The organism is Stenotrophomonas sp. RS-48 (assembly GCF_030053245.1).
GTDB lineage: Bacteria > Pseudomonadota > Gammaproteobacteria > Xanthomonadales > Xanthomonadaceae > Stenotrophomonas > Stenotrophomonas maltophilia_P.
Genome location: NZ_JASGBV010000078.1, coordinates 1 through 23,561, shown reverse-complemented (window position 1 = coordinate 23,561; position 23,561 = coordinate 1). Strand labels below are relative to the sequence as shown.

Below are 23,561 nucleotides of genomic sequence, written 5' to 3'. Positions count from 1 at the left end.
CCGCGGCGCGTGGTTCACCGCCGGGGCAACGCCCGACGCTAGCCGGGCAGGGCCGGCCGCAGCGGGATGCTCAGCGTGCTGTCGCTGTGCCAGTCCACCTGCAGGGGCTCACCGGCATCGGCGGCTGACTCGTCGCTGACATCGCGTCCGGTGCCGTGGTTCACCTGGTGCATGGCGTCCTTGAGCACGTCCACCTTCACCAGCAGCCGGCTGCCCGCGCCCACACGGCGGGCGACCATGCGGGTGCGATCGAAGGGCAGGTCGGTCCATCGCCCCGGCACCAGCAGCTGCCGCGTGGTCGGGTCGCGTACGTGGCTGGCCCGGCCGACGTAGTAGGACAGCTGCATCCGGCGCCCATCGGGCAGCAGCTCGTACAGGGTGACCGTGAAGTCCATGTCGCGCTTGTTGATGCGGACCTTCAGATCGCCCGAGAAGCGTCCGATCAGGTCCATCGGTGCTGGGAAGGGCTCGGAGAGGAAGGTCAGTGCCGTGTCCGGCTCGTCCCCGGCGGCCACGATCGGGAACGGATAGTAGCCATGCCGGACCTCCGTGCGGTCAGCGAGGTCCACCGTCTGCCGCAGTGTTCCCGGCGTTGGCCGCTGTTCCTGCAACGGGTGATGGTCGCCCTCAGCGGCTGCCGACAGGTAGTACGTGCGGTGGCCGCCCGCAGCGGCATCAAGGGTGGCTGCATGCCCCCAGGTGTTGCTGCCCATCAGCTGGAAGTTGACCTGGTCGGCCAGAAGCGCCGGGCGCGGGGCACCGCGAAGTACGTGGTCCAGCCACTGGAAGGTCAGCGCAGGCGTATCGAACTGCGCGACCGGGTCCACCGTGTAGCCGCGCAGCTGCATCGGCTTGCTGGCGGCCTGGGCACCGCCGTGGTCATACGGCCCGATCAGCAGGACATGATCGGCGTCCGGCCGGTAGCGCATGTGATCGGTGAAGTACTGCAACGCGGAAATCTGGCCGTCGTCGTAGTAGCCGGTAATGGTCAGCACCGGAATGCGGATGTCCCTGAAGTCTTCGGCGTACGGCACCATGGCCTGCCAGTAACCATCATAGGCCGGGTGGGCGAGCCAGCGCTGCAGCCAGCGATTGGGGGTGCCGTCGATCTGGTCGATCTGCCGGTACGGCCGGCCGGAGGCATACCAGCGGCCGGGCAGCTGTGACCACCGGTCCTGCTGCCCATAGGTGTCGGTATCCAGCATCGGGCCATTGGCCACGTAGAAGGCCCAGCCGTAGTTGGCGCTGAGGAATACGTTGTTCTCCATCGGCAGGCCCTGGCCCGGAATGGCAGCCACGTAGGGCACGATGGTCTTCAGTGCCGGATGGTGATGGCGCGCTGCCGCCCATGCGGTGAATCCTTCATAGCTGCCGCCATACATGGCGACCCGACCGTCGCTCCAGGGCTGGCGGCTGACCCAGTCGATCGCGGCATTGGCGTCCACCCCGTCGTGTTCGTAGGGGGCGATGGTGCCGGTACCCTGACCTTTTCCGCGTGCGTCGACCACGATGCCGGCGTAGCCGTGGGCTGCGGCCAGCAGCATCTTCAGACGGTTCTTGGGCGGGTCGGTGTAGATGGTGAACAGCATGGCCGTCGGCAGCGGCGCGGACGCGCTGCGGGGCCGTGCCAGCTGCGCGGACAGCACCACCCCTTCGGCCACGGGGATACGCAATCCGCTGTCGATCACGAAGCGGCGTTGCTGTTCTGCGTCAAGCAGTGCAGGGGCGAGTGCCGCAGCCAGGGTCTGCGCGCGCAACACAGCCTGCAGGCGCACCAGCTCCAGCGCGGCTGACTGCGGCACGGTGGCGGCATCGGCCTGTGCCGCAAGCGCCTGCGTCAGCTGCGCCTGTACCGCAGCGGGAGGCAAGGCAAGCGCTGCATCGGCCTGCACGGCGGCAACATCATCCAGGCCAGCAAAGGCCGAATGGAAGGCGCGCGAATACGCTTCCGCATCCCGCGCGCCAGTGCTTGCCAGCAGCATCGGCATCCAGCGCTGGGCCGCCGCGCCATCGCCGGCAGCGGCCAGCGTCGCGCGCAGCTTCTCGATCATGGCGCGTGCCTCGGCGTAGCGGCCCGTGGCCAGCAGCGCATGGCAGCGCTGTGCATCGGTCAACGTTGCCGACTGCAACAGCTCCGTACCCAGCGCCTGCAGTGCCGTATCCACCTGTGCTGGCGGCGCATCGCGGGGCAGCGACCACCGCAGATCGCTGGCGGCCACGCGGGTGCAGGTGAGCGCCAGCAGCAGGCCAGCAAGAAGAGCGCGTAAGGTCACGGGGTGTTCCTTGCAATGGCGGGCGCGTGGCCATCATACGGTGGGTGGCCGCCCGCCGCGGAGAGTCCGACGTTACCCCGGCGGGGCCGGTGGGGGCGGGGTCTGCGCCAGCTCCACCCGTGGCCGCGGCAGGTCGTGCAGTTGCATGAAACGGCCCGCATCGACCGGGCGGCCGAGCAGGTAGCCCTGCAGGTAATCGCACCCCAGCCGCTCAAGGTAGGCCCGCTGGGCAGCCGTTTCCACGCCCTCGGCAACAATGTCCATGTCCAGTGCATGGCCCAGCGCCACGATCGCCGATACGATCACCACGTCCTCCGCGCTGTGTTCGAGATCGCGCACGAAGGCGTGGTCGATCTTGATCTCGGTGGCCGGCAGGCGCTTGAGGTACAGCAGACTGGAGTAGCCGGTGCCGAAATCGTCGATGGAGATGCCGACCCCCAGCACCGACAACGCCTGCAGCAGCCGCAAACTGGTGTCGGTGTCGCGCATCACGGTGCTTTCGGTGATCTCCAGCACCAGGTTGCGCGGCGTGATGCGATGCCGCTCGATCACGTCGCGCACATCGCGCAGCAGGTGCGGCGAGCTGAACTGGACCGGCGACAGGTTGACCGATATCGACCAGCCCTCGTGGCCGGCGTCGTGCCAGTGCCGCAGTTGCAGGCACGCCTGGTCCAGCGCCCAGCGGCCGATCTCGTTGATCGCGCCGCTGCGCTCGGCCAGGCGGATGAAGCGATCCGGTGGAATCAGGCCCTGTTCCGGATGACGCCAGCGGATCAGCGCCTCGGCGCCGGCGACCTTCTGGGTGGCCACGCGGATCTTCGGCTGGTAGTGCAGGAACAGCTGTTCGCTGCCGATCGCCCTGCGCAGGTCGGCCAGCAGGCGGAACTGCTGTTCGGCGCTGTCGTTCATCCAATCCGCAAACAGGACAAAGGAGTTTCGGCCGGATTCCTTGGCCTGGTACATCGCAGCGTCGGCGAAGGCCATCAGCTGGCGTTCGCTGGCGGCGTGGTCGGGGCAGATGGCGATGCCGATGCTGGCAGTCACCTGAAGTTCGTTGTCGGGCAGCAGCGGGCCGCCTCCCACCGCCTGCAGGATGCGCCGGGCCAGGGTCGGCAGGTCCTCGTCATGGTCGATGCGCACCACCAGCACGAACTCGTCGCCGCCGAGCCGCGCCAGCAGGTCGTTCGGCCGCAGCAGCTGGCGGGTGCGCTCGGCGACGGCCACCAGCAGGGCATCGCCGGCCTGGTGGCCATAGGCATCGTTGACCTGCTTGAAGCCATCCAGGTCCATGAACATCACCGCGAAGCGGCTGCCGCCCTGTTCGGCTTCGGCCAGTGACTGCACGATGCGCCGTTGCAGCAGCAGCCGGTTCGGAAGGCGGGTCAAGGGGTCGTGCAGCGCGGCCTGGGTCAATTCCTCCTGCGCATCCGTCAGCGAGGTGCTCAGCATCGCGTTGCGAAGGCGCAGCAGCTGCGCTTCCACCCGCTGGTCCAGCCAGGACACCACCAGCACCACCGCCAGGATCGCGACGGTCAGCACCACCACCAGCATCGCCAGCCAGGTGCTCTGCAGGCCATCGCCCACCGCAGCGCCGCAGATGCTGCCCTGTGGAAAGCGTGCGGCGGCCATGCCGGTGTAGTGCATGCCCACGATGGCCAGACCGAGCAGGCCGGCGGCGGCCAGCCGGTCACCGACCCGGGTGCGCTGCGCGCGCAGGCGGAAGGCGACGTAGAGGGCGGTCCAGGATGCAGCGACCGCAACCAGCAGCGACAGCAGCAGCCAGCCCGTGTGGTAGTCGATGCCGGGTTGCATGCGCATCGCGGCCATGCCGACGTAATGCATGCCGGCAATGCCGGTGCCCATCAGCAAGGCGCCCCCTGCCAGGCGGGGATGTGGCAGGGTGGGCAGCGAGACCAGCCAGAGCGCGAACACCGACGAGGCGATGGCCAGGGCGAGCGACAGCAGGGTGATCGGCAGGTCGTAGCCCAGCGGAATGGGCAGGTCGAAGGCCAGCATGCCGATGAAGTGCATCGACCAGATGCCCAGGCCCATCGCGAAGCCGCCACCGAGCCGCCACCACCAGGTCGCGCCCCTGCCGGGTGCCGTGACCGTGCGTCCGGCCATCGCCAATGCCGTGTAGGAAGCCATCACGGCCACCAACAGCGAGACTGCCACCAGCCATGCGTTGTACGTGCCTACCAGCATTCGTCAGTCTCCCGGACCTGCCTGTCGACGGAAACTACGGTGGGGCATGCATGTGGCAGGCAGCCAGAAGCGGCCGCCAGGTGCGGCATCCCCCCGGTTGCCGCGTATTCACTCTAACGCGCGTCCCCGGGGGGACGGCAAGCAGCAAAGCGTGATGGAAGCGTCAGTGTGTGACCGCGTCCGCAGCCTGGAACGCCGCATCGAACAGTCGTTGCACCGGGGGCCCCATTTCGCCGGCCAGCAGGACCAGCAGGAACAGGCCCAGCAGCAGCGACACCGGCAGGCCGAGCTGGATCGGATTGAGCGCAGGTGCCGCACGGGCGAGCACGCCGAACGCCAGGTTCACCGCCAGCATCGCCACCGTCAACGGAATGGCCAGTGTCAACGCACCGCGCAGCACGGTCAGCAGGAACGTCGGGGCGATGCTGAAGAACGCGTGCGGATCGGGCAGCGGCGCACCGATCGGCAGTGCCCGGTAGCTGTCCACGACCAGCGAGATCAGCGCGAGGTGGCCGTTCGCGGTGAAGAACAGCAGGCCGAACAACAGGTAGAACCACTGCCCGATCACGCCGGAGGTGCCGCCGCGCAGGGGGTCGCTCATCTGCGCGAACGCCAGGCCGGTGCCCTGTGCCACCAGTTCGCCGGCCATCGCGCCAGCTTCGAACACCAGCCGCAGCAGGAAGCCGATGGCCACGCCGATGGCCAGCTCACGGGCGATGGTCAGCACGGTGGCCGCATCGAAGCCGGTCCACTCCGGCACGGGCGGCAGCAGCGGGGCGAGCGCGATGGCGAGGGTACCGGCCAGTACCACGCGGATCCGCGCCGGCACCGCACGGGTGCCGACCATGGGCATGGCCATGGCTACCGCGCCGATGCGCAGCATCGTCCACAGCACGGTGCCGATCATGCCGAAGGCCTGCAGGCCGTCGGCAGCCATCTGGGTGGCGGCATCCATCGCGGTGCGCGTCCTAGCCGATCAGGTGCGGAATGCGCTGGAACAGCAGCGTGGTGTATTCGACCAGATGGCCGATCAGCAGGCTGCCCAGGGCGAACAGCACGGCGGTCAACGCTGCCGCTTTGGCGACGAAGGCGATGGTGGGCTCATTGAGCTGGGTCGCGGCCTGCACGACACCGACCACCACACCTACCACCAGTACGGTCAGCAGCAGCGGGCCAGCCACCCACAGTACGGCAATCAGGCCGCCACGCAGTTCGGTCAGGGCAAGTTCGGGAGACATCGTCTTTCCATCGGTAGCGCCGGGTCCTGCCCGGCGGTGGTCAATGCGGCCGCCGGCAATGGCGGGAGGCCCCTGCAATCACGCCGGTCCGGGTCACGCCGGATTGAAGCTGGCCGCCAGCGTTCCCACCGTCAGCACCCAGCCGTCGACGAGCACGAACAGCAGGATCTTGAACGGTGCCGAGACCAGCATCGGTGACAGCATCATCATGCCCATCGACATCAGCACGCTGGCCACGACCAGATCGATGATCACGAACGGGATGAAGATCAGGAAACCGATCTCGAAGGCGGTCTTCAGTTCGCTGGTCACGAACGAGGCGACCAGGACCGGGAACGGGATCGCATCCGGGCTGGCGTAGGTGCCGTGCCCGGCGATGCCGGCGAAGGTCATCAGGTCGGTCTCGCGGATCTGCGCCAGCATGAAGCCGCGCAGCGGCTGGGTGGTCAGCGTCCACGCGGTCTGGAAGTCGATCTGGCCGTTGAGGTAGGGCGCCATTCCGCTGCTCCACGCCTTGTCCCAGGTGGGCATCATCACCATCGCGGTGAGGAACAGGGCCAGGCCCAGCAGCACCTGGTTGGACGGGGTCTGGCCGGTGCCCAGTGCCTGCCGCAGCAGGCCCAGCACGATGATGATGCGGGTGAACGAGGTCAGCACCAGCAGCATCGACGGGATCAGGGTGATCGCCGTCATCAGCAGCAGTGTCTGCAGCGGCAGGCTGACCGGCTGGCCACCGATCCTGCCCACGTTGACATCCGGCAGTGGCGTGGTCGGAGCAGCGCCCGGCGCGGCAAAGGCGAGCGCGGGCAGCAGGCACAGGGCAATCAGCAGCAGCCACGCGATCAGGGTAGCTGGACGGGTACGGATGACACGCATGTCAGGGGTCCTTGCGCAGCCGCTGCTGCAGCAGCTGGGCGAAATTCGGCAGGTTCTTCAGGTCCGGCACGCGCACCGGCGCGGGCGGCGGCAGCGGTTCGGAAAGGGTGTGCAGGGCGTTGATGCTGCCGGCGGTGACGCCCAGCAGCAGTTGTTGGCCGTTGACCTCCACCACCACGACGCGTTCCTTGGCGCCGACGCTGAGGCTGGCCACCAGCTTCATGCCGTCGGCCGGGCGGAAGCCGCTGCCGGGCAGGCGCTTGAGCAGCCAGCCCAGGCCGACCACCAGGGCCAGCACGGCCAGCAGCGCCAGCACCGCGCCGAACAGGCCCGGTGCCGAGGCCGCGTGCTGGCCGACCGGGGCGGCGGCCTTGCCGACGCCCAGCAGGGTGGACGCCAGCAGGCTCAACGCAGTCTCCGGATGCGTTCGCTCGGGCTGACCACATCGGTCAGGCGCACGCCGAAGCGGTCATTGATCACCACGACCTCGCCATGCGCGATCAGGGTGCCGTTGACGAATACGTCGAGCGATTCACCGGCGCCACGCTCCAGCTCCACCACCGAACCCTGGTTGAGCTGCAGCAGGTTGCGGATCGGCAGGCGGGCGCGGCCGACTTCCAGCGACAGGGTCACCGGCACGTCGAGGATCACGTCCAGATTCAGATCGACCCCGGAGGCCTCGTCGGCGTGCAGGGTGCCGAACTGGGCCGGAGTCGGTTCGAGGGCGTCGGTATCGTTCATTGCGGGTCTTCCTGGATGACGGGTACGCGCGGGCGGGTGCCCGGCGGATGGGTAGCAGTGATCTTCACGGCATTCATGCCGTTGGCGATGCCGAATTCGCCGGTGAACACCGGGATGTTCTCCACACACAGCGGCACCTGCGGGCTCAGCTCGATCGGCAGGATGTCGCCGACCTTCAACCGGGTCAGGTCACGCAGGGTCATGCGCTTGCTGGCCAGCACGCTGGACAGGGTCACTTCGGCGATGTTGAGCTGCTCGCGCAGGGTCTGGCCCCAGCTTTCGTCGCGGTCGTTGCGATCGCTCTGGATGCCGGCATCGAGCAGCTCCCGGATCGGTTCGAGCATCGAGTACGGCAGGGTGACGTGGATGTCGCCGCCACCGCCGTCGAGCTCGACATGCAGGCGGCACACCACCACGTATTCGCGCGGGGTCACGATGTTCGCGAAGTGCGGGTTGATCTCCGAGTTGATGTACTCGAATTCCACGTCCATCACCGGTGCCCACGCTTCGCGCAGGTCGGCGAAGGTCTGCTTCAGCAGCAGATGGATCACGCGCATCTCGGTGGCGGTGAACTCGCGGCCTTCGATCCGGGTTGGGTAGCGCCCGTCGCCGCCGAAGAAGTTGTCGACGATGGCGAACACCAGGGTCGGCTCGAACACGATCAGGCCGGTGCCGCGCAGTGGCTTGAAACGGATCAGGTTCAGGTTGGTCGGCACATACAGCGAATGCATGTAGTCGTTGAACTTGATCAGCTCGATGCCGCGCACCGACAGTTCGGCCGAGCGCCGGATCAGGTTGAACAGGCCGATGCGCCACAGGCGTGCAAAGCGCTCGTGGACCATTTCCAGCGTCGGCATGCGGCCGCGGATGATGCGGTCCTGGCTGGCGAAGTCGTATGAACGGGCTTCGCCGGAGGGCGGCTCCGGGTCGGTCTCGACCGCGCCGCTGTCCACGCCGTGGAGCAGGGCATCGATCTCGTCCTGGGACAGCAGATCATTCATCGGTGGGCCCTTACTGGGTCACGAAGCTGGTGAACAGCAGATCGTCGGCACCATTGCTGCCGGTCTCGGCCTTGAGCACCTTCTGCACCTCGGCCAGCGAATCGGCCTGCAGCTTCTTCTTGCCGGCGATATCGGCGATCTGTGCCGGCTCGACCTGCGAGAACAGCATCAGCAGTCGTGCACGCAGGGCCGGGGCGTGGGTCTTGATCGCCTCCAGCGCGGCCGGATCACGGGTCATCAGCTGCACTTCCAGCTGCAGGTAGCGCGGGCCGTCGATGGGACCATTGAGGTTGACCACGAACGCGGGCTCCAGCGCGAAGTACTGCGCCGGTGCCGGCGTGGCGTTCTTCTTCTTCGGCGCCTGGCTGGTCTTTTCTTCCTGCGTGGACTGGGTGAAGAACCACACGCCGCCACCGGCGGCAGCGGCAGCCAGTACGGCCACCAGCGCGGTGATCAGGATCGGACTGCGCGGCGTGCGGGCCTTGTCCTTTTCGACGTTCTTCTTGGTTTTGTCAGCGGCTGCGGCCACGAGGTGAAGCTCCTGAGGGTTGCTTCACCGGGATATGCAAGGGGTGTGCCGATGCACCGGGAACAGGGTGCGACGGAATTCCGTCGGGGTGCCGGTGGGGCCGTGCGGAGCAAGCTCCGCACCCACCAACGCGATGCTGGCAGGTGCCAACCACATCGCTCTGGTGGGTGCCAACCGCTCCGCTCTGGTGGGTGCCAACCTTGGTTGGCACACCTGTCAGGCGTATGCGTCCAGCAGGCCACGCTGGCGGATCAACGGGGTGGCCGGCAGGCTGGCATCACCCCGCGTCGGTTCTCCGTCACCCCGACCTGCCTCCTGCCCGGCCTGGCCGGCAGGTGCGCCACCGCCGCCCGGCTGATGGCCGACATCGGCGTGGGCCAGCTGGAAGCCTTGTTCGCCCAGCAGTTCACGCAGGCGTGGCAGGCTGCTTTCCAGCGCCTGGCGGACATCCACGTGCGGGCTGCTGAAACTGGCGTGGACCTTGTCGCCGTTGAGCTGCAGGCGTACGTCCACCGGCCCCAGATCGTCCGGGCTCAGTCGGATGTGGGCGTGGCCGATCTTCTGGTCGGCCAGCCAGCCCAGGCGGGCGCCAATGGCCTGGTCGAATCCATCGTCGCCAAGCACCGGCTTCGGCGTCGGTTCACCGTTGAAGACCGCGCTGCTGGACAGCGCCGCCTTCAGATCCTGCAGTGCGGCGGGCAGGGGCGCCTGCAGGGGTGCAGGCGGGGCACGATCACCCTGCAACGTGCTGTCGGTGTCACCGCTGCGCTCCAGCGCGGCGTCGCCCGTCGGCAGCACAGGCAGGGACAGTGCGCCGTCCTCGCCATCGACGCCCGTGGCGGGTGACTGCACCACGGCGGCAGGCGACGCGGCAACCGGCGATGGGGGGGCGGTGGTCGCCGCCAGGGCCGGAGGCGCTGTGCCCGTTGCGGACGGTGGGACGCTGGCCGCAGGGTCGGCGGGCAGTGGGGTGGCCAGCACCAGCCCGGCCAGTCCAAATGGAGGCCAGGGCGCTTCGTCGGTTTCCGTCGTCGCGTCCTGGTCGGTCGCAGCCTTGCCGGCCGGTGGCGCAGCGGCCTCGCCCGTAGCCTGCTCGCTGGCGGGGGGCCGCACGCTGGCGGCGTCATCGCTGCCGGTGGCCGCAACGCCGGTCGGCGCGGGGCTGTCCGCGGGCGGGACGGTCGCACCGCCCTGCAGCAGCTGACCGAAGTCCTTGCCGCCTTCGCTGCGTGCCGTGCGCGACGGGCTGCTGCCCACGCCGGGCGGAGTGGCCGTCGTGCTGCTGCCCGAAAGCGCGGCGGGCGTCACGAACGGCCTCCGGTGTCTGCGCCGTCCTGGTCCTCGGCCTGCGCCAGGCGGGAGCGGCGCGCGCCGATGTCATCCATCTCGCGCTGGTCGCGGCGGTCTGTCACCACCTTTTCCTGTGCGCGATAGCTGGCGGCCAGCTGCTCCAGTACCGCCTTGTCGCGGCTGGCCAGGATCAGGCGCGCGCGTTCGGCTTCGACCTTCTCGCGGTTGCCGTCGACGGTGCGCTGCTGTTGCTCCACCGCACTGTCGAGGCGGTCAAGGAACGCACGCCGGTTCAACAGCTGGGCGGGACTGGTCGCGGCCATCTGTGCGTTGGCGTACTCCTCGGCATAACGTCGCAGTTCGTCCAGACGCGACAGGTGAGTGTCGAGAAGGCGCTGGCGCTCGGCCAGGTCGCGGGCGACCGCATCTTCATGTTCCTGTGCCCGCCTCAGCAGAGGGTCGATACGCTTGGACTGGTTCATCGCTTACACCTCGTTTTCCACCAGGCGCTGCAGCGCCGCCTGGCTGTGCGGGAGATCCGCGGCCTTGGCCACGTCCTGTCCCAGGAATTCCATGATTTCCGGCCAGCGTTCCAGGGCTTCGTCGGTGGCTGCGTCGTTGCCGCGCTGGTAGGCGCCGATGGCGATCAGGTCGCGGTTGGCCGAGTAGGCCGACACCAGCCGCTTGAGCTTGCGGATGCGCAGGCGCCACGGTTCGTCGGCGATTTCCGTGACCACGCGGCTGACGGACGATTCCACGTCGATGGCCGGGTACAGGCCGCTGTCCGCGACCCGGCGCGACAGCAGGATGTGGCCGTCGAGGATCGCGCGTGCGGCGTCTGCGATCGGATCCTGCGGATCGTCGCCTTCGGTCAGCACGGTGTAGAACGCGGTGATGGAGCCGCGCCCCTTGGCGCCGTTGCCGGCGCGTTCGACCAGCGCGGGCAGCTTGGCGAACACCGACGGCGGGTAGCCGCGCGTGGTCGGCGGTTCGCCCACCGACAGGCCGATCTCGCGCTGTGCCTGCGCGAAGCGGGTCAGCGAGTCCATCAGCAGCAGGACGTTCAGGCCCTGGTCGCGGAACCATTCGGCAATGGCGGTTGCACGGTAGGCGCCATGCAGGCGCGCTAGCGGTGGCCGGTCGGCCGGGCTGGCGACCACCACCGCGCGGCGCAGGCCTTCCTCGCCCAGCGTGGTTTCGACGAAATCGCGCACTTCGCGGCCGCGTTCGCCGATCAGCCCGACCACGATGACGTCGGCAGCGGTGTAGCGGGTCATCATGCCCAGCAGTGTCGATTTGCCGACGCCGGAGCCGGCGAACAGGCCGACACGCTGGCCACGGCCGATCGGCAGCAGTGCGTTGATGGCGCGCACGCCCACATCCAGTGGCTGGGTGATCGGCTCGCGCGCGAGTGGATTGATCGACACACCGGCCATGCCGACGTGGCCTTCGGCACGGATCGGGCCCTTGCCGTCCAGCGGCACGCCATCGCTGTCGATCACCCGGCCGAGCAGGCCTTCGCCCACTTCCACGCCGCCGCGCCGTGCCGATGGCACGACCCGCGCGTTGGGCAACAGGCCATGCAGTTCGGCGCTGGGCATCAGGTAGGTGCGCTCACCGGCGAAGCCGACCACTTCGGCATCCACCCAGCCACCGTCGACCACTTCGACCTTGCAGCTGGCCCCCAGCGGTGCTTCGCAGCCGACCGCTTCCAGGGTCAGCCCGACCGCGCGGCGCAGCACGCCTTCGCGGATCAGGCCACGGCCGTGTGCGGTGTCCACGCGCAGCCCGTCCAGGCGACGGGCCAAGCGTAGATTGCGGGCCAGGGCCCAGTCGGCCGCAGGCGGCGGCAGTGGCGTTTCGGCCGTCATGCGTTCGCTCCGGTCTGGCGGATCACTGCGTCCAGCGCGCCACGCAGGCGGGCTTCGAGAGTGCCGTCGATGCGCACGGCCTCGGCATGCACGCGCAGGTCGCCGCGGCTGAGGCTGGTGTCGGCAACCAGCCGCTGCTGCGGTGGCAGGGTGAGCAAGGGGGCGAGGGCAGCGATGTCGTCCGGGTGCAGGCGCACTTCCACTTCGCGCGTGCTGCCGCCGACCGCATCGATGGCTTCGCCGACCAGCTGTGCCAGCAGCGCCGGTTCGGCCTCGTAGGCGCGACCGACCAGGGCACCGGCGATGCGGACCGCCAGCTCTCCCAGCGCACCGACCACCTCGTTCTCCAGGCGGACCAGCGGGCGGCTGAAGTTGTCCAGGATGCCCTCGATCTGCGCGGCAAGCCGGCGCACCTCGGCCTGGCCCTGGCCATAGCCCTCCGCATGGCCGTGCTGGAAGCCTTCCTTCTCGGCACTGTCCTGGATGGCCTGTATCTCTTCCAGGGTCGGCAACTGCAGCGGCGGTTCCGGCTCGTGCTCCGGATCCGGCCCGGCGTGCCCGGACGCGTCCTCCTGTTCCAGCACGGGTTCCGGCTGGGCCAGCAGGTCAGGGGCGAGCCAGCGCACGACCGTGCTCACAGCATGGCCTCCGCGCTGCCGCCGATGGTGATGGTGCCTTCATCGGCCATGCGCTTGACGATGGCCAGGATCTCGCGCTGCGCGCCTTCCACGTCGGACAGACGCACCGGCCCACGGGCCTCCATGTCCTCCAGCAGGATCTCGGCGGCACGCTGGGACATGTTGCGGGTGATCTTGTCGCGGACCTTGATGTCGGCGCCGCGCAGGGCCAGCCCCAGCCGCTCGCCGCTGACTTCACGCAGCACCAGCTGCATCTCGCGGTCGTCCAGATCCACCAGGTCGTCGAACACGAACATCAGGTCCTGGATGCGGCCACTCAAGGGCGCGTCGATGCGTGCGATCTCGCCGAGGATCGCCTGGTCCTGGCCGCTGTCCATGAAGTTGAGGATGTTGGCCGCGCACTGCACGCCGCCGATGTTGGATGACTTCAGGTTCTGGTTGCCGGCGAACTGGCGCTCCATGATCTCGTTGAGTTCATTGAGTGCGTTCGGCGGAATGCCATCGAGGGTGGCGATGCGCAGCAGCACGTCCACGCGGGTGCGGTCGGGCAGCAGTTTCAGCGCATCGGCGGCCTGGTCGGTTTCAAGGTGGGCCATGACGATGGCGATGATCTGCGGGTGCTCGTTGCGGACCAGGTCGGCGACCGCACGCGGATCCATCCACTTCAGCGCATCCAGGCCGGTGGTGTTGCGGCCCAGCAGGATGCGATCGATCAGGTTGCCGGCCTTCTCGCTGCCCAGTGCCTGCACCAGCATGTTGCGGATGTAGTCGTCCGACCCCACGCCCAGCGAGGTCTTGGAGCCCAGCTCCTGGCCGAACTGGTCCATCACCCGTTCCACCTGTTCGCGGGTGATGTCGGACATGGTGGCCATCGCGATGCCGATTTTCTGGACTTCCTTGGGTTCCATGTGGCGCAGCACTTCGGCCGCGTCCAGTTCACCCAGCGACAGCAGCAGCACGGCGGCGCGCTGCACTCCGGTCAACGGTACCTCAGTCATTGGCCACCCAACCCTTGACCACCTGGGCCACGCGCTTGGAGTCGGTCTTCACGGCTTCACGGGCCATCCGCAGTCGTTCCTCGTAGGAGTCCACCGGCAGGGCCAGCGCCTCCGGTCCACCCAGGCCAGCGCGCTCGGCACCCAGGGCCGGCAGCGGGCTGCCATCGTCATCGACCAGCTGTACGTCAGCGGTATGCGGTTCCAGTGCCAGCGGGTCGTGCTTCTTCGCCTGGCCGGTGATGGCACGCAGCGCCGGACGCAGTACGCCGAACAGCAGCGCCAGCACCACAATGGCCCCCAGCAGCATGCGGCCGGCATCGTGCACCCACGGCAGCTCCCACCAAGCCGGGCCTTCCACCGGTGTGGTCTCGCGCACGAACGGGGCATTCATCACCGAGACCGTATCGCCCCGCTCGGCGCTGAAGCCGACGGCCTGCTTGACCAGCGCCTCGACGCGGGTCAGTTCGGCGGCCGACAGCGGCTGCGGGGTAAGTGCGCCATTGGCGCCGGGGCGCGGCACGTTGTCCACCAGCACCGCCACCGACACGCGCTTGATGCGGCCGGCCGGCTGGCGGGTGTGCTGCAGCGTACGGTCCAGCTCGTAGTTGCGCGTCGCGTTCTTGCTGCTTTCGCTCGGCGTCTGCGCGGTCTGCGGCGGCGCAGCCTGGCCCGGCGGCGTGTTGCTGGTGGCGCCAGGCACGCCCTGCGGTCCGGGCGTGCTGGTGGTGTTCTCGCTCATCTGTTCGCTGCGCAGCTTGGCCGGCTCGCCGTTGTACAGCTCACGCGCTTCCTCGGTGACCGAGAAGTCCATGTCCACGCTGACTTCCGGATTGACGCGGCCCGGGCCGGTCATCGGTTCCAGCAACTCGCGGATGCGCTGGTTGAAGGAGGTCTCCTGCCGGCGGACCTGCTCGAACTGGGCGGCGTTGACCGCCGCTTCGCTGTTCGGGTCGCTGATGCTGAGCATGCGCCCGCTCTGGTCGACCACGGTCACCCGTTCCGGCGACAGGTCCGGAATGCTGGCGGCGACCATGTGCACGATCGCATCCACCTGGCTGCGTTCCAGCTGCTGGCCACCGCGCAGTTCCAGGGTCACCGAAGCACTGGCGACGTCGCGCTGGCGGGTGAAGGCGCTGGGCTTGGGGATGGCCAGGTGTACGCGTGAGTCACGCACCGGTCGCAGCGTATTGATGGTGCGCGACAACTCGGTTTCCAGCGCGTGCTGGTAGCGCGCGCTTTCCACGAACTGGCTGACACCAAAGCCCGGGTCGCGCTCCATCAGCTCGAAACCCAGCTTGCCGCTGTCGGTCAGGCCGGAGCCGGCCAGCTTCAGGCGGGCGTCATGCAGGTTTTTCTCCGGCACGGTGATGCCACCGGTTGCCGGGTCCAGGGCGAACGGGATCTGCGCTGCACGCAGCAGGTCGGTCGCTTCAGCGGTGGCCTTCTGGTCCAGGCCGGTGTACAGCGGAACCATGCCGGGCTTCTGCGACCAGAAGAACACGAACAGGCCCGCCGCCACCGCCACTGCGATCATCGCCATCAGCCCCAGCCGACGGGTGATCTGCAGGCTCTGCAGGCGGTCGAACCATTGCCCCGCCTTCTCGGCGTTCAGGCTGTCCTTGGAAAGCGTCAGTGCCATGCGTCAAGTTCCTTACAGCGGCATGTTCATCACGTCCTGGTAGGCCTGGACGAGACGGTTGCGGACTTCCACGGTGGCGCGGAAGGCGATCTGGGATTGCTGCGAGGCGACCATCACCTTGGCCAGATCGGCGCCGGGTTCGCCCATCTCGAACGCCTTGGCCAGCGCGCCGGACGTCTGCTGCGCATTGTTGACGCCGGCAATCGCACCGCGCAGGGTCTCGGTGAAGCTGGCCGGCTGCACCTGCGGCGCATCCAGCACCGCACCAGGAAGGGCATTGCTGCGCGGCGCTTCAGCCAGCGGATTGAGCACCGGCTGTCCCATCTGGGACTGGTAGGTGCGGATCTGCGAAAGGATCGAAGTGACGGAGTGGGACATCTGCAACGGTTCCAGGAACAGGGATGGGGAATCTGCAGGGATCACTGCAAGTGCCGTGCCGGAACGCCTGAGTGGTTCAGAAACGTGACGGAAGTTTGCGTTCGGCGGAGGACGGGCGAGCTGGCGTGCCGATACGCTGTCGTCATCTGCCGGTGTCAGTGAACCGGCGTCGGTTTTTTGGCCTTGCCGGCGGCCGCCGGATACACGAACGCCCGGGCAAGCCCAGGCGTCCGTGCCCCCTTCATGCTGGCGATCACGCTCAGCTGGCCAGTTCGGCCTGCTCGCGTTCGATGCCGTACTTGCGCAGTTTTTCCACCAGGGTGGTTCGGCGCAGGCCCAGCAGCTGCGCGGCGTGGGCGACCACCCCCTGCGTCCGCTCCAGCGCTTCATTGATCAGGCCCAGCTCGATGCTGGCCATGTGGTTGCGCAGGTCCAGGCCGTCGTCGGGCAGGGCCGTGGCAGCCGCAGCGCGGTTGACCGCGATGCCGTGCTCCAGCGACGGCTGGCCGCCGCTGCCGGGGGTGTGGAAGGAGAAGCTGCGCAGGTCCAATCGCTCTTCGCTGGGTGCTGCCGGTACCGCCGCCGGGGTGCTGACGGGGGCCAGCAGGGCGTCGCCCCGGTAGCGCGCGGGAAGGTCCTGCACGCGGACCGAACCACCCGGATGCAGCACCGCCAGGCGTTCGACCAGATTGGTCAGCTCGCGTACGTTGCCTGGCCATTCGTAGCCCGCCAGCGCCTGCAGGGCTTCGGCAGTGAAACGGACTTCGCCGCGGCCGGTGCGCGCCAGCTGCGCGGCAATGGTTTCCACCAGTGCCGGCAGATCCTCGCGCCGTTCGCGCAGGGCCGGCACGTCGATCGGGAACACATTGAGGCGGTAGAACAGGTCTTCGCGGAACTTGCCGTCGGCGATCCGGCTCTCCAGATCGCGGTGGGTCGCTGCGATCACCCGCACGTTGCAGCGGATGGTCTGGTTGCCGCCGACACGCTCGAAGCTGCGCTCCTGCAGCACGCGCAGCAGCTTGACCTGCATCGGCAGGCTCATGTCGCCGATCTCATCCAGCAGCAGGGTGCCGCCCTCCGCCATTTCGAAGCGGCCCTTGCGCGCGGTCAGCGCGCCGGTAAAGGCACCCTTCTCGTGGCCGAACAGTTCGCTCTCGAGCAGGTCGGCTGGAATGGCGCCACAGTTGATCGCCACGAATGGCCCGTCGCGGCGCGGCGAGCGCTGGTGGATGGCGCGCGAGACCACTTCCTTGCCGGTGCCCGACTCGCCCAGCACCAGTACGGTGGTGTCGAATGCCGCGACCTGGTCGATCATCGTGCGCAGCGCGCTCACAGCGGCACCATTGCCGGTGGGTCCCTGCTCCTGCACCGCGCCCGCCTGGTGCTCGGCATCCAGGCGCTTGAGGCTGGCACGGCGCAGCAGGGCTTCCATCTGCGCATGGCGCAGCGGCGTCTCCAGCGGCCAGATGTTGGCTTCATGCAGGCCGTGGCGGTGGGCGAAGGCACTGGCCTCGCCATCGGCCAGCAGCACCGGCGGCGGCAGGCTGCTGCCGCCCAGCCATGCGTAGAGGGCGGTGCTGGCGGCGCTGTCGTCGAGGCTGCCGACGATCACCGCCATCCAGTCGCTCTGGCGCTGCCGGCCCAGGTCGAAGTCTGCCGCGTCGGAAACCCAGCGCGGATTGAAGTCCATGAATTCCAGCAGGGCAACGGTGCGTTCGGCACGCACGGCGTCGTTGTCCAGCACCAGGATGCGCGACTCGCTCACGATCGATCCTCCCTGAGGCCTTCCAGGATTGGCATCACTTCCTGGATGTAGGACAGCTTGCTGACGAAATTGTCGGCGCCGGCGCGCAGTGCATGCTCGCGGTGCTCGGCGTCATCGAAGTGGCTGGCGATGACGATGTACGGGGCGTCATCCTGCGACTTGATCAGGCGGGTCGCCTGCAGGCCACCCATTTCCGGCATCGCCAGGTCCATCAGCACCACCTGCGGGCGCAGCGTCTCCGAACGCTCGATCGCTTCCAGGCCGTTGCCGGCACTGCCGACGATCTGCAGCCAGTCGATCTTGCGGAAATGGCGCATCGCTGCGTTGATGAAACCTTCGTGGTCGTCGACCAGCAGGACCGTGAGCGTGTTCATGTCCAACATCCTTTTCAGCCCACCCGGGCCAGCTGCGGTTGCCTGGCGCTGAGCCGGCGCCGTTCGCGGGCCGGGGCGATATCCAGTTGTTCTCGGTATTTTGCGACGGTTCGGCGGGCAATGTTCACCCCCTGGCGCGACAGCAGGGCGGCGATGGCCTCATCGGCCAGCGGCCGACCGGCCGGCTCGGCATCGATCAGGCGGCGCACCATGGCCTTCACCGCCTGGCCGGAGACGCTGGCGCCTTCCAGGCGCACCGCGAAGAAGTGCTTCAGCTCGAAGGTGCCACGCGGGGTCTGCAGGTACTTGCCGGTGGTGATGCGCGAGACGGTGGACTCGTGCATGCCGATCTCCTCCGCCACTTCCTTAAGCGTCAGCGGCGCCATCGCTTCCTCGCCCCGGACCAGGAACGCGGCCTGGCGCTCGACGATCACCCGCGCCGTACGCAGCAGGGTGTCATAGCGCATCGACAGGCCACGGCTGAACCAGCGCGCTTCCTGCAGCATCTCGCGCAGCGCCGGTGCAGCCTCGTTGCTGTCGGCCAGGGCCTGTTCGTACTGCGTGTTGATCGATACGCGGCGGCTGGTCGCCGGATTCAGGGCCACTTTCCACTGGCCGTCGGCGTGCCAGGCGACCACATCCGGTACCACCACGGCATTGCGTTCCGGCAGCAGGTTGTCACCCGGGCGGGGTTGCAGCGAGAGGATCAGTCGCACTGCTTCGCGCACGTCACCGATCTCGGCGTCATGCAGGCGGGCGAGGGCGGGGTAGTCGTGCGCGGCCAGCGGCTCGAGCGCGCCGGCAAGGATGCGGGTGGCCAGGTGCCGCGCGGGAACCACGCCGTCCAGGCTGCGCAGCTGGGCCTGCAGGCTTTCGCGAAGGTCCCGCGCGGCCATGCCGGCGGGCTCGCCATGCAGCAGGCGCTGGCGGACCGCTTCCACGCCATCCGCGGCGATGTCGAACTGGGCGCTGGCCAGCAGCTGCAGCTGTGCCAGCGGTGCCTGCAGATAGCCGGCGTCATCGCAATGCTCGAGCCAGAAGGCGGCGACCGCCAGCTCGCAGTCGTCCAGGTCCAGTGCCAGCCGCTGCAGCACGCGCAGCTGCGGATCGCTCGATTCGCCCGCCGCGATGCGTGCCATGCGGTCATCGTCGCCGTCCTGCCAGCTGGCGCCGGCAACGTCCCACATCGAGGATTCGGGCAGCTCGTCGAACGCCGCGGTTTCCAGCGTGGTGGCGCCGGCGTCGACGGGTTCGGGCGCAGGCGCTTCGGCATCCTCGATGTCCAGCATCGGGTTGGAGTCGAGCAGGCGCTGTATTTCCTGTTCCAGATGCAGCCCGTCCAGCTGCAGCAGCCGGATCGACTGCAGCAACTGCGGGGTGAGGTGAAGTTGTTGGCCCAGCTGGGCCGAGAGTGCAGCCTTCATCGTGGTTCCCCGGCGCCGCTCCCCGACGCCTTGTGGAACGCATCTTGCTTCTGATCCGGCAGGTGCGGAATCAGGGGGTTCCTGAGATGGTTGGTGAATTACCCGACAGCGTGTAGGGGTTTTCCCGACATCGGCGCGGGACGTTGACGTTCCCCGGTCGCAAGTCCTTGATTTCCTGTTGCGTACGCGGTCGGGGCGTCGTGCCGGCGTGTACGGGATTCCGTCAGTGCCTGTGGGAGTGACGGGAACCCGTCATCCGGGTGGCTTGGTCACTCCAGCTCGTGCTGGTGGCGGGCGGCGAGCAGCAGCAGGTCGTTGGCGCGGCGGCACCCCAGCGACTCCATCATGCGCGCGCGGTGGGTTTCCACGGTCTTGACGCTGATGCCGAGATCGGCGGCGATTTCCTTGTTGCTTTCGCCTTTGCCGATGCGGCGCAGGATCTCGCGCTGGCGGGGTGACAGCGCGGCGATGCCGGTGGGCTTCTCGCGGCCCAGCATGGGCGCCAGCATCTTCGCCGAGATCTGCGGGCTCAGGAACACCTGGCCTGCGTGTGCAGCGCGCAGCGCCAGTTCCAGTTCCTGCGGAGCGGCATCCTTGACCACGAAGCCGACGGCACCGCGATCCAGTGCGTCGCGCACGTGGGCGGCATCATCGTGCATGGTCATCATCACCACCCGGGTGCCGGGTGCGCGCATGCGGATGTCGCTGAGTGCTTCCAGGCCGGTGCGTCCGGGCAGGGACAGATCCATCAGCACCACGTCCGGCGCGTGCTGCAGGGCCAGTTGCAGCGCCTGCTCGGCGTTGCTGGCCTCGGCCACGAGCTGCACGTCGGCAAACCCCTGCAGCAGCCGCGCCAGGCCGGCGCGGACCAGGGTGTGATCGTCGACGATGAGAACTCGCACAGGCACGCTGGAGGTCCGGGAGGGGAGTCCACCTTAACTTAGCTGAACGGGCGAGCCAAGCGTCGTCCGTTGCGGGCGGGCGTGCCAGGGTTCAGCGCGCCCGCCTTGCTTCGGCCACCTGACGTCTGTGCAGGCGGAACAGATGCCGCTCCATGGCCATTTCCAGCCCGTCGCCGAGGCGATGGAAACGCAGCCAGAGATAGTGGCCTCCGCTGCCATCGGCGGCCTCGGCAACCACTTCCACCGGCAGATCGATATGGTCGGGCAGCCAGTCGCTGGGCTGCACGCGGACCACGCCGGCCTGGCCCGGGGCCGCGCCACTGCGGGGGCCCAGCTGCAGGCGGATGCCGCGCCGGGACCAGCGCACCGGGCGCAGGGTCAATGCCGGGCCCTGCTGGCGCACGAGCCGGCCCAGCAGCACCATGGCCAGATCCAGCTTGGCTTCCAGCCGCTGCAGCGGAAGGCTGGCCTCGCTGCGCTCCTCGTGTTCATCGACACGGCTGTCCTCGACCAGCGCCAGGCTGCGCAGCAGGCCTTCGGCGCTGCTGGTACGTCCCGCCGCATTGCCGGCCTGGAACTCGACCGGCAGCGCCAGTTCGCAGCTGAGCGTCTCGTCGAACAGCTCGCTTTCGGCCGGGTGATGCAGCGACGTGGTCGGCAGGAGGGTCATGCCAGCGATTCTGCCTGCAGGTAGGCGTGCGCGGCGCGAAGGGAGCGCCGTCCATCGTGCAGCTGCACGGCCACCGCGTCGCGGCGATGGCGCAGCAGGGTGAGCAGGTTCTGCTGGCGTTCGAACAGCGCGGTCAGGGGCGCATGGTCGGCGGCCGCCAGCGGTTGGCTCAACAGCGCGTGCAGCTTGCTGTCATGGCCTTCGAGCAGACTGTCGGCGGTGTCGAAGGCATCTTCACCCAGCGCCTTCTCGAAAGCATCCAGCTGCGCATGCAGTGCCTGCAGGCTCATGGTGCCACCGCTGCCGTACGGCGCTGCTCGTGCGGAATTGCGTTCCAGGCGCTGTCGATCTCGCCCAGCAGCTGCAGCGATTCGTCCAGAGCGGCGCGGTCGTTGTGCAGGTTGGCCTCGGTCAGGCGCTGCAGCACGTAGTCGTAGAGGGACGAAAGATTGCCGGCAATTTCGCCGCCGGCCTCATGGTCCAGCGAGCCGTTGAGGTGGCCGACGATGGCGCAGACCTCGCCGATCGCCTTGCCCTTGCCGGCATGGTCGCCGCGCTCGAGGCTGGCCAGTGCGCGCCGCACGCGCTCCAGCGCGCCCGCCAGCAACAGGGCCACCAGCTTGTGCGGATCGGCATCGGTGACCGCACTGGTCACACCCACCTGGCGGTACTGCTCGGCGTACTGACGGCTGGAACCGTACATTCGTGATTCTCCTTGCGCTGGGTGCTGCAGCAGGATCGTGACGATCACTGCCGGCAGTACCGCGATGATTGCTGTTGCGTCCGTTATCGGTGCGTTCGGCACCAAACTTGAGTGCCGCGCGCGTCCGTCAACCGTTCAACTGCGCCAGCTGCTGCTGCAGCGCCGAACTGCTCTGCTGCAGCTTGCCCATCAGGCTGTCCAGTGCGAGGAACTGCTTCTTGTACCGTGCCTCCACGCCGACCATGCGTGTATCCAGGTCCTTGCGGCGCTTGTCGATGCTGTCCAGGGTGTTGTTCAGGCCCTTGGTGCGGGCAACGAACGCACCCTCCTTGCCGACCGTCGTGCTCACGTAGCCGTCGACCAGCGAGTACAGCTGGCCCGCACCGCCGGCATCGCCGGTGATCGCTTGGCGGATCTTCTCCGGCTGGCTGGCAAGCGCGGCAGCGAACTTGGTGGTATCAAGCACCAGGCTGCCATCGGCATTGGGGTAGCCACGGGTCTGCAGGCCGATGGCCTTGGCGTCCAGGCCATCGCCGGACAACGACTTGAGCACGCCCGACATCACCGAGCGCAGCTGGCTGGCGGCGCCGCGCATCTGTGCGTCGCCGGTGAGGGCTGCCGCTTCCTTGGTCTTGGCGTCGTACTTGGTTTCGGTGTTGATGGCGGCGATGGCCGCGTTGTACGCGGTCACGAAATCCTGCATCACCTTGGTCGCCGCGGCCGTGTCGGTGCTGATCGTGACCGTGCTCTGTCCTTCCTTCTTCAGGTTCAGGGTCAGGCCCGGCACGGCGTCGGCCACGGTGTTGCTGGCGCTCACCACTTCAACGCCGTCGATGGTCAGTTTGGCATCGGCGGCCGCGGTGTTCTGCTTCAGGCTGCCGACCAGCGCCCCCAACTTCGGGTCGCTGCCGGCGTATTCGAGCTTGATCGCGTTTGCCGCGCCGGTCTTTTCCTGTGCGATCGACAGGTACTGGTTGTCGCCGGAGCTGATCAGGGTGGCCTGCACGCCTTCCTTGCGGCCGGCGGCGTCGATCTTGTTGCGGATCGTGGTCAGCGTGTCGCCTTCCTCGACCTCCACGTTCATGGTCTTGGCCTTGTCGCCGACGCCGACGGTCAACGTCAAGGTTCCGGCGGCGAACGTATCGGTCTTGGGCACGGAGGTGTCGGCGATCAGCTTGTGTGCGGTCGCCAGCGACTTGACGTCGATGATGTGCGTGCCATTGGACGCTGCCGCCTTGGTGGTGCCGACGTCATACAGCGCCACGCTGGCCGTCAGGATCTCGTCGGTACCGCCGCTGCCGCCCTTGCTGGCGGTGACCGTGCGGGTGTCGAAGGCCGTGGTGGCCTTCAGTGCAGTGAGTGCGGTCTTCAGCTTGTCGAAGGCCGCGGTGACGGTGCCGATCGACGACAGCTGCATCTTGGTCTTGGACTGCTGCAGGTTCAGCGCATTGTCGGCGGGCTTGCGGTCGGCCGCGACCAGCTGGCTGACGATGCTGGAGATGTCCAGGCCCGAGCCGATGCCACCGTATCCAAAGTCTGCCACGTCGTTTCTCCTGGTAATCCGGGCGCCGCGCTGCGGCCGCCCGTCGTCAACGAAAATAGCGGCCTGCGCCGCTGGGTCTTGAGGACTTCGTTGATGCATGCGCCGTGCCAGTGCCGGACGGCAGGTTTGGCATGCAGGTTGCAGGAGTGACAGGGCAGGGTGCGGTCGCGACGACGCAGGCTGCCGGGAGTCTGCAAAAAACCCTCCCCCAAAGCAGGGGAGGGATCAGGCTACTGACAATCGGGGGGAGACGAAGCCGCCCGGTGCGTACAGTCAAAGGTACAGCGCTGAAACAGAGGTCCGCAGGGGCGGGCGATGCCAAGCCGGTTCGGGAAGCGTCCCGGGCCGGGCATGGCCCGCGCCTGCGTGCGCCGTGGCTGTCGGGTTGCCGCTGCCGCCGGTTCGACCGGCGGCAGCGGTACCTTCTTGCCGTGGATCAGCGCAGCAGGCTGAGCACGCCCTGCGGTACCTGGTTGGCCTGGGCCAGCATGGCCGTACCGGCC

25 protein-coding genes are annotated in these 23,561 nt (G+C 68.1%); all 25 read right to left on the bottom strand.

Translation table 11 applies throughout. From position 1 onward, the window contains the following. Nucleotides 1-38: 38 nt before the first annotated feature. A complete protein-coding gene (locus QMZ25_RS14355) occupies nt 39-2,273 on the bottom strand; it encodes a CocE/NonD family hydrolase (protein WP_283219836.1) in 2,235 nt (744 codons plus the stop codon). A gap of 72 nt (nt 2,274-2,345) precedes the next feature. After that, on the bottom strand, nt 2,346-4,478 hold the full coding sequence (locus QMZ25_RS14350) for a bifunctional diguanylate cyclase/phosphodiesterase (RefSeq protein WP_111186092.1): 2,133 nt from the start codon (nt 4,476-4,478) through the stop codon (nt 2,346-2,348). Nucleotides 4,479-4,641: 163 nt separating this feature from the next. Beyond that, nucleotides 4,642-5,433: a flagellar biosynthetic protein FliR gene (gene fliR / locus QMZ25_RS14345; protein WP_053519606.1), complete on the bottom strand. Its 792-nt coding sequence runs from the start codon at nt 5,431-5,433 to the stop codon at nt 4,642-4,644. Nucleotides 5,434-5,446: 13 nt separating this feature from the next. Next, complete coding sequence (locus tag QMZ25_RS14340) at nt 5,447-5,716, bottom strand: flagellar biosynthetic protein FliQ (protein WP_053519605.1); 270 nt, start codon at nt 5,714-5,716, stop codon at nt 5,447-5,449. 93 nt (nt 5,717-5,809) lie between these two features. Beyond that, a complete protein-coding gene (gene fliP / locus QMZ25_RS14335) occupies nt 5,810-6,592 on the bottom strand; it encodes a flagellar type III secretion system pore protein FliP (RefSeq protein WP_053519604.1) in 783 nt (260 codons plus the stop codon). Between the two features lies 1 nt (nt 6,593). Continuing rightward, entirely contained in the window at nt 6,594-7,001 is a 408-nt protein-coding gene (gene fliO, locus QMZ25_RS14330; protein ID WP_053519603.1) for a flagellar biosynthetic protein FliO, read from the bottom strand. Next, on the bottom strand, nt 6,998-7,333 hold the full coding sequence (gene fliN / locus QMZ25_RS14325) for a flagellar motor switch protein FliN (protein ID WP_053519602.1): 336 nt from the start codon (nt 7,331-7,333) through the stop codon (nt 6,998-7,000). Before fliN ends, fliO begins: the two co-directional genes overlap by 4 nt. Beyond that, nucleotides 7,330-8,334, bottom strand: coding sequence for a flagellar motor switch protein FliM (fliM, locus tag QMZ25_RS14320; protein WP_065176161.1), 1,005 nt, complete (start codon nt 8,332-8,334; stop codon nt 7,330-7,332). Before fliM ends, fliN begins: the two co-directional genes overlap by 4 nt. A gap of 10 nt (nt 8,335-8,344) precedes the next feature. Next, nucleotides 8,345-8,863 carry a flagellar basal body-associated FliL family protein gene (locus tag QMZ25_RS14315; RefSeq protein WP_053519600.1) on the bottom strand — a complete coding sequence of 173 codons (519 nt, stop codon included), beginning with the start codon at nt 8,861-8,863 and terminating at the stop codon, nt 8,345-8,347. Between the two features lie 216 nt (nt 8,864-9,079). Continuing rightward, nucleotides 9,080-10,171: a flagellar hook-length control protein FliK gene (locus tag QMZ25_RS14310; RefSeq protein ID WP_283219835.1), complete on the bottom strand. Its 1,092-nt coding sequence runs from the start codon at nt 10,169-10,171 to the stop codon at nt 9,080-9,082. Beyond that, on the bottom strand, nt 10,168-10,635 hold the full coding sequence (gene fliJ / locus QMZ25_RS14305; protein WP_065183030.1) for a flagellar export protein FliJ: 468 nt from the start codon (nt 10,633-10,635) through the stop codon (nt 10,168-10,170). The genes QMZ25_RS14310 and fliJ overlap by 4 nt, the downstream gene beginning before the upstream one ends. Nucleotides 10,636-10,638: 3 nt before the next feature. Beyond that, entirely contained in the window at nt 10,639-12,024 is a 1,386-nt protein-coding gene (locus QMZ25_RS14300) for a FliI/YscN family ATPase (RefSeq protein ID WP_053519597.1), read from the bottom strand. Further along, entirely contained in the window at nt 12,021-12,662 is a 642-nt protein-coding gene (locus QMZ25_RS14295) for a FliH/SctL family protein (protein WP_053519596.1), read from the bottom strand. The genes QMZ25_RS14300 and QMZ25_RS14295 overlap by 4 nt, the downstream gene beginning before the upstream one ends. Further along, nucleotides 12,659-13,645 carry a flagellar motor switch protein FliG gene (gene fliG / locus QMZ25_RS14290; RefSeq protein WP_053519595.1) on the bottom strand — a complete coding sequence of 329 codons (987 nt, stop codon included), beginning with the start codon at nt 13,643-13,645 and terminating at the stop codon, nt 12,659-12,661. Before fliG ends, QMZ25_RS14295 begins: the two co-directional genes overlap by 4 nt. Before the next feature lie 7 nt (nt 13,646-13,652). Next, nucleotides 13,653-15,299 (bottom strand): flagellar basal-body MS-ring/collar protein FliF, encoded by a 1,647-nt coding sequence (gene fliF, locus QMZ25_RS14285; protein ID WP_065176166.1) that lies wholly within the window; start codon nt 15,297-15,299, stop codon nt 13,653-13,655. 12 nt (nt 15,300-15,311) lie between these two features. Then, nucleotides 15,312-15,677 (bottom strand): flagellar hook-basal body complex protein FliE, encoded by a 366-nt coding sequence (gene fliE, locus QMZ25_RS14280; RefSeq protein ID WP_053519593.1) that lies wholly within the window; start codon nt 15,675-15,677, stop codon nt 15,312-15,314. A gap of 259 nt (nt 15,678-15,936) precedes the next feature. Further along, the gene (locus tag QMZ25_RS14275; RefSeq protein WP_053519592.1) at nt 15,937-17,442 is read right to left on the bottom strand and encodes a sigma-54 dependent transcriptional regulator; all 1,506 of its coding nucleotides are present in this window, start codon (nt 17,440-17,442) and stop codon (nt 15,937-15,939) included. Then, nucleotides 17,439-17,816, bottom strand: a complete 378-nt coding sequence (locus QMZ25_RS14270) for a response regulator transcription factor (protein ID WP_053519591.1) — start codon at nt 17,814-17,816, stop codon at nt 17,439-17,441. The genes QMZ25_RS14275 and QMZ25_RS14270 overlap by 4 nt, the downstream gene beginning before the upstream one ends. A gap of 14 nt (nt 17,817-17,830) precedes the next feature. After that, nucleotides 17,831-19,240: an RNA polymerase factor sigma-54 gene (gene rpoN, locus QMZ25_RS14265; protein WP_283219834.1), complete on the bottom strand. Its 1,410-nt coding sequence runs from the start codon at nt 19,238-19,240 to the stop codon at nt 17,831-17,833. Nucleotides 19,241-19,509: 269 nt separating this feature from the next. Continuing rightward, entirely contained in the window at nt 19,510-20,142 is a 633-nt protein-coding gene (locus QMZ25_RS14260; RefSeq protein ID WP_053519589.1) for a response regulator transcription factor, read from the bottom strand. A 91-nt stretch (nt 20,143-20,233) separates the two neighbouring features. Next, nucleotides 20,234-20,812 carry a PilZ domain-containing protein gene (locus QMZ25_RS14255; RefSeq protein WP_111186090.1) on the bottom strand — a complete coding sequence of 193 codons (579 nt, stop codon included), beginning with the start codon at nt 20,810-20,812 and terminating at the stop codon, nt 20,234-20,236. After that, nucleotides 20,809-21,102 carry a hypothetical protein gene (locus tag QMZ25_RS14250; RefSeq protein ID WP_111186089.1) on the bottom strand — a complete coding sequence of 98 codons (294 nt, stop codon included), beginning with the start codon at nt 21,100-21,102 and terminating at the stop codon, nt 20,809-20,811. Before QMZ25_RS14250 ends, QMZ25_RS14255 begins: the two co-directional genes overlap by 4 nt. After that, nucleotides 21,099-21,515, bottom strand: coding sequence for a flagellar export chaperone FliS (gene fliS / locus QMZ25_RS14245; RefSeq protein WP_053519586.1), 417 nt, complete (start codon nt 21,513-21,515; stop codon nt 21,099-21,101). The genes QMZ25_RS14250 and fliS overlap by 4 nt, the downstream gene beginning before the upstream one ends. Before the next feature lie 127 nt (nt 21,516-21,642). Further along, entirely contained in the window at nt 21,643-23,058 is a 1,416-nt protein-coding gene (gene fliD, locus QMZ25_RS14240; RefSeq protein WP_053519585.1) for a flagellar filament capping protein FliD, read from the bottom strand. Nucleotides 23,059-23,494: 436 nt separating this feature from the next. Next, a partial coding sequence (locus tag QMZ25_RS19225) for a flagellin (protein ID WP_154582915.1) occupies nt 23,495-23,561 on the bottom strand: 67 nt, incomplete at its 5' end.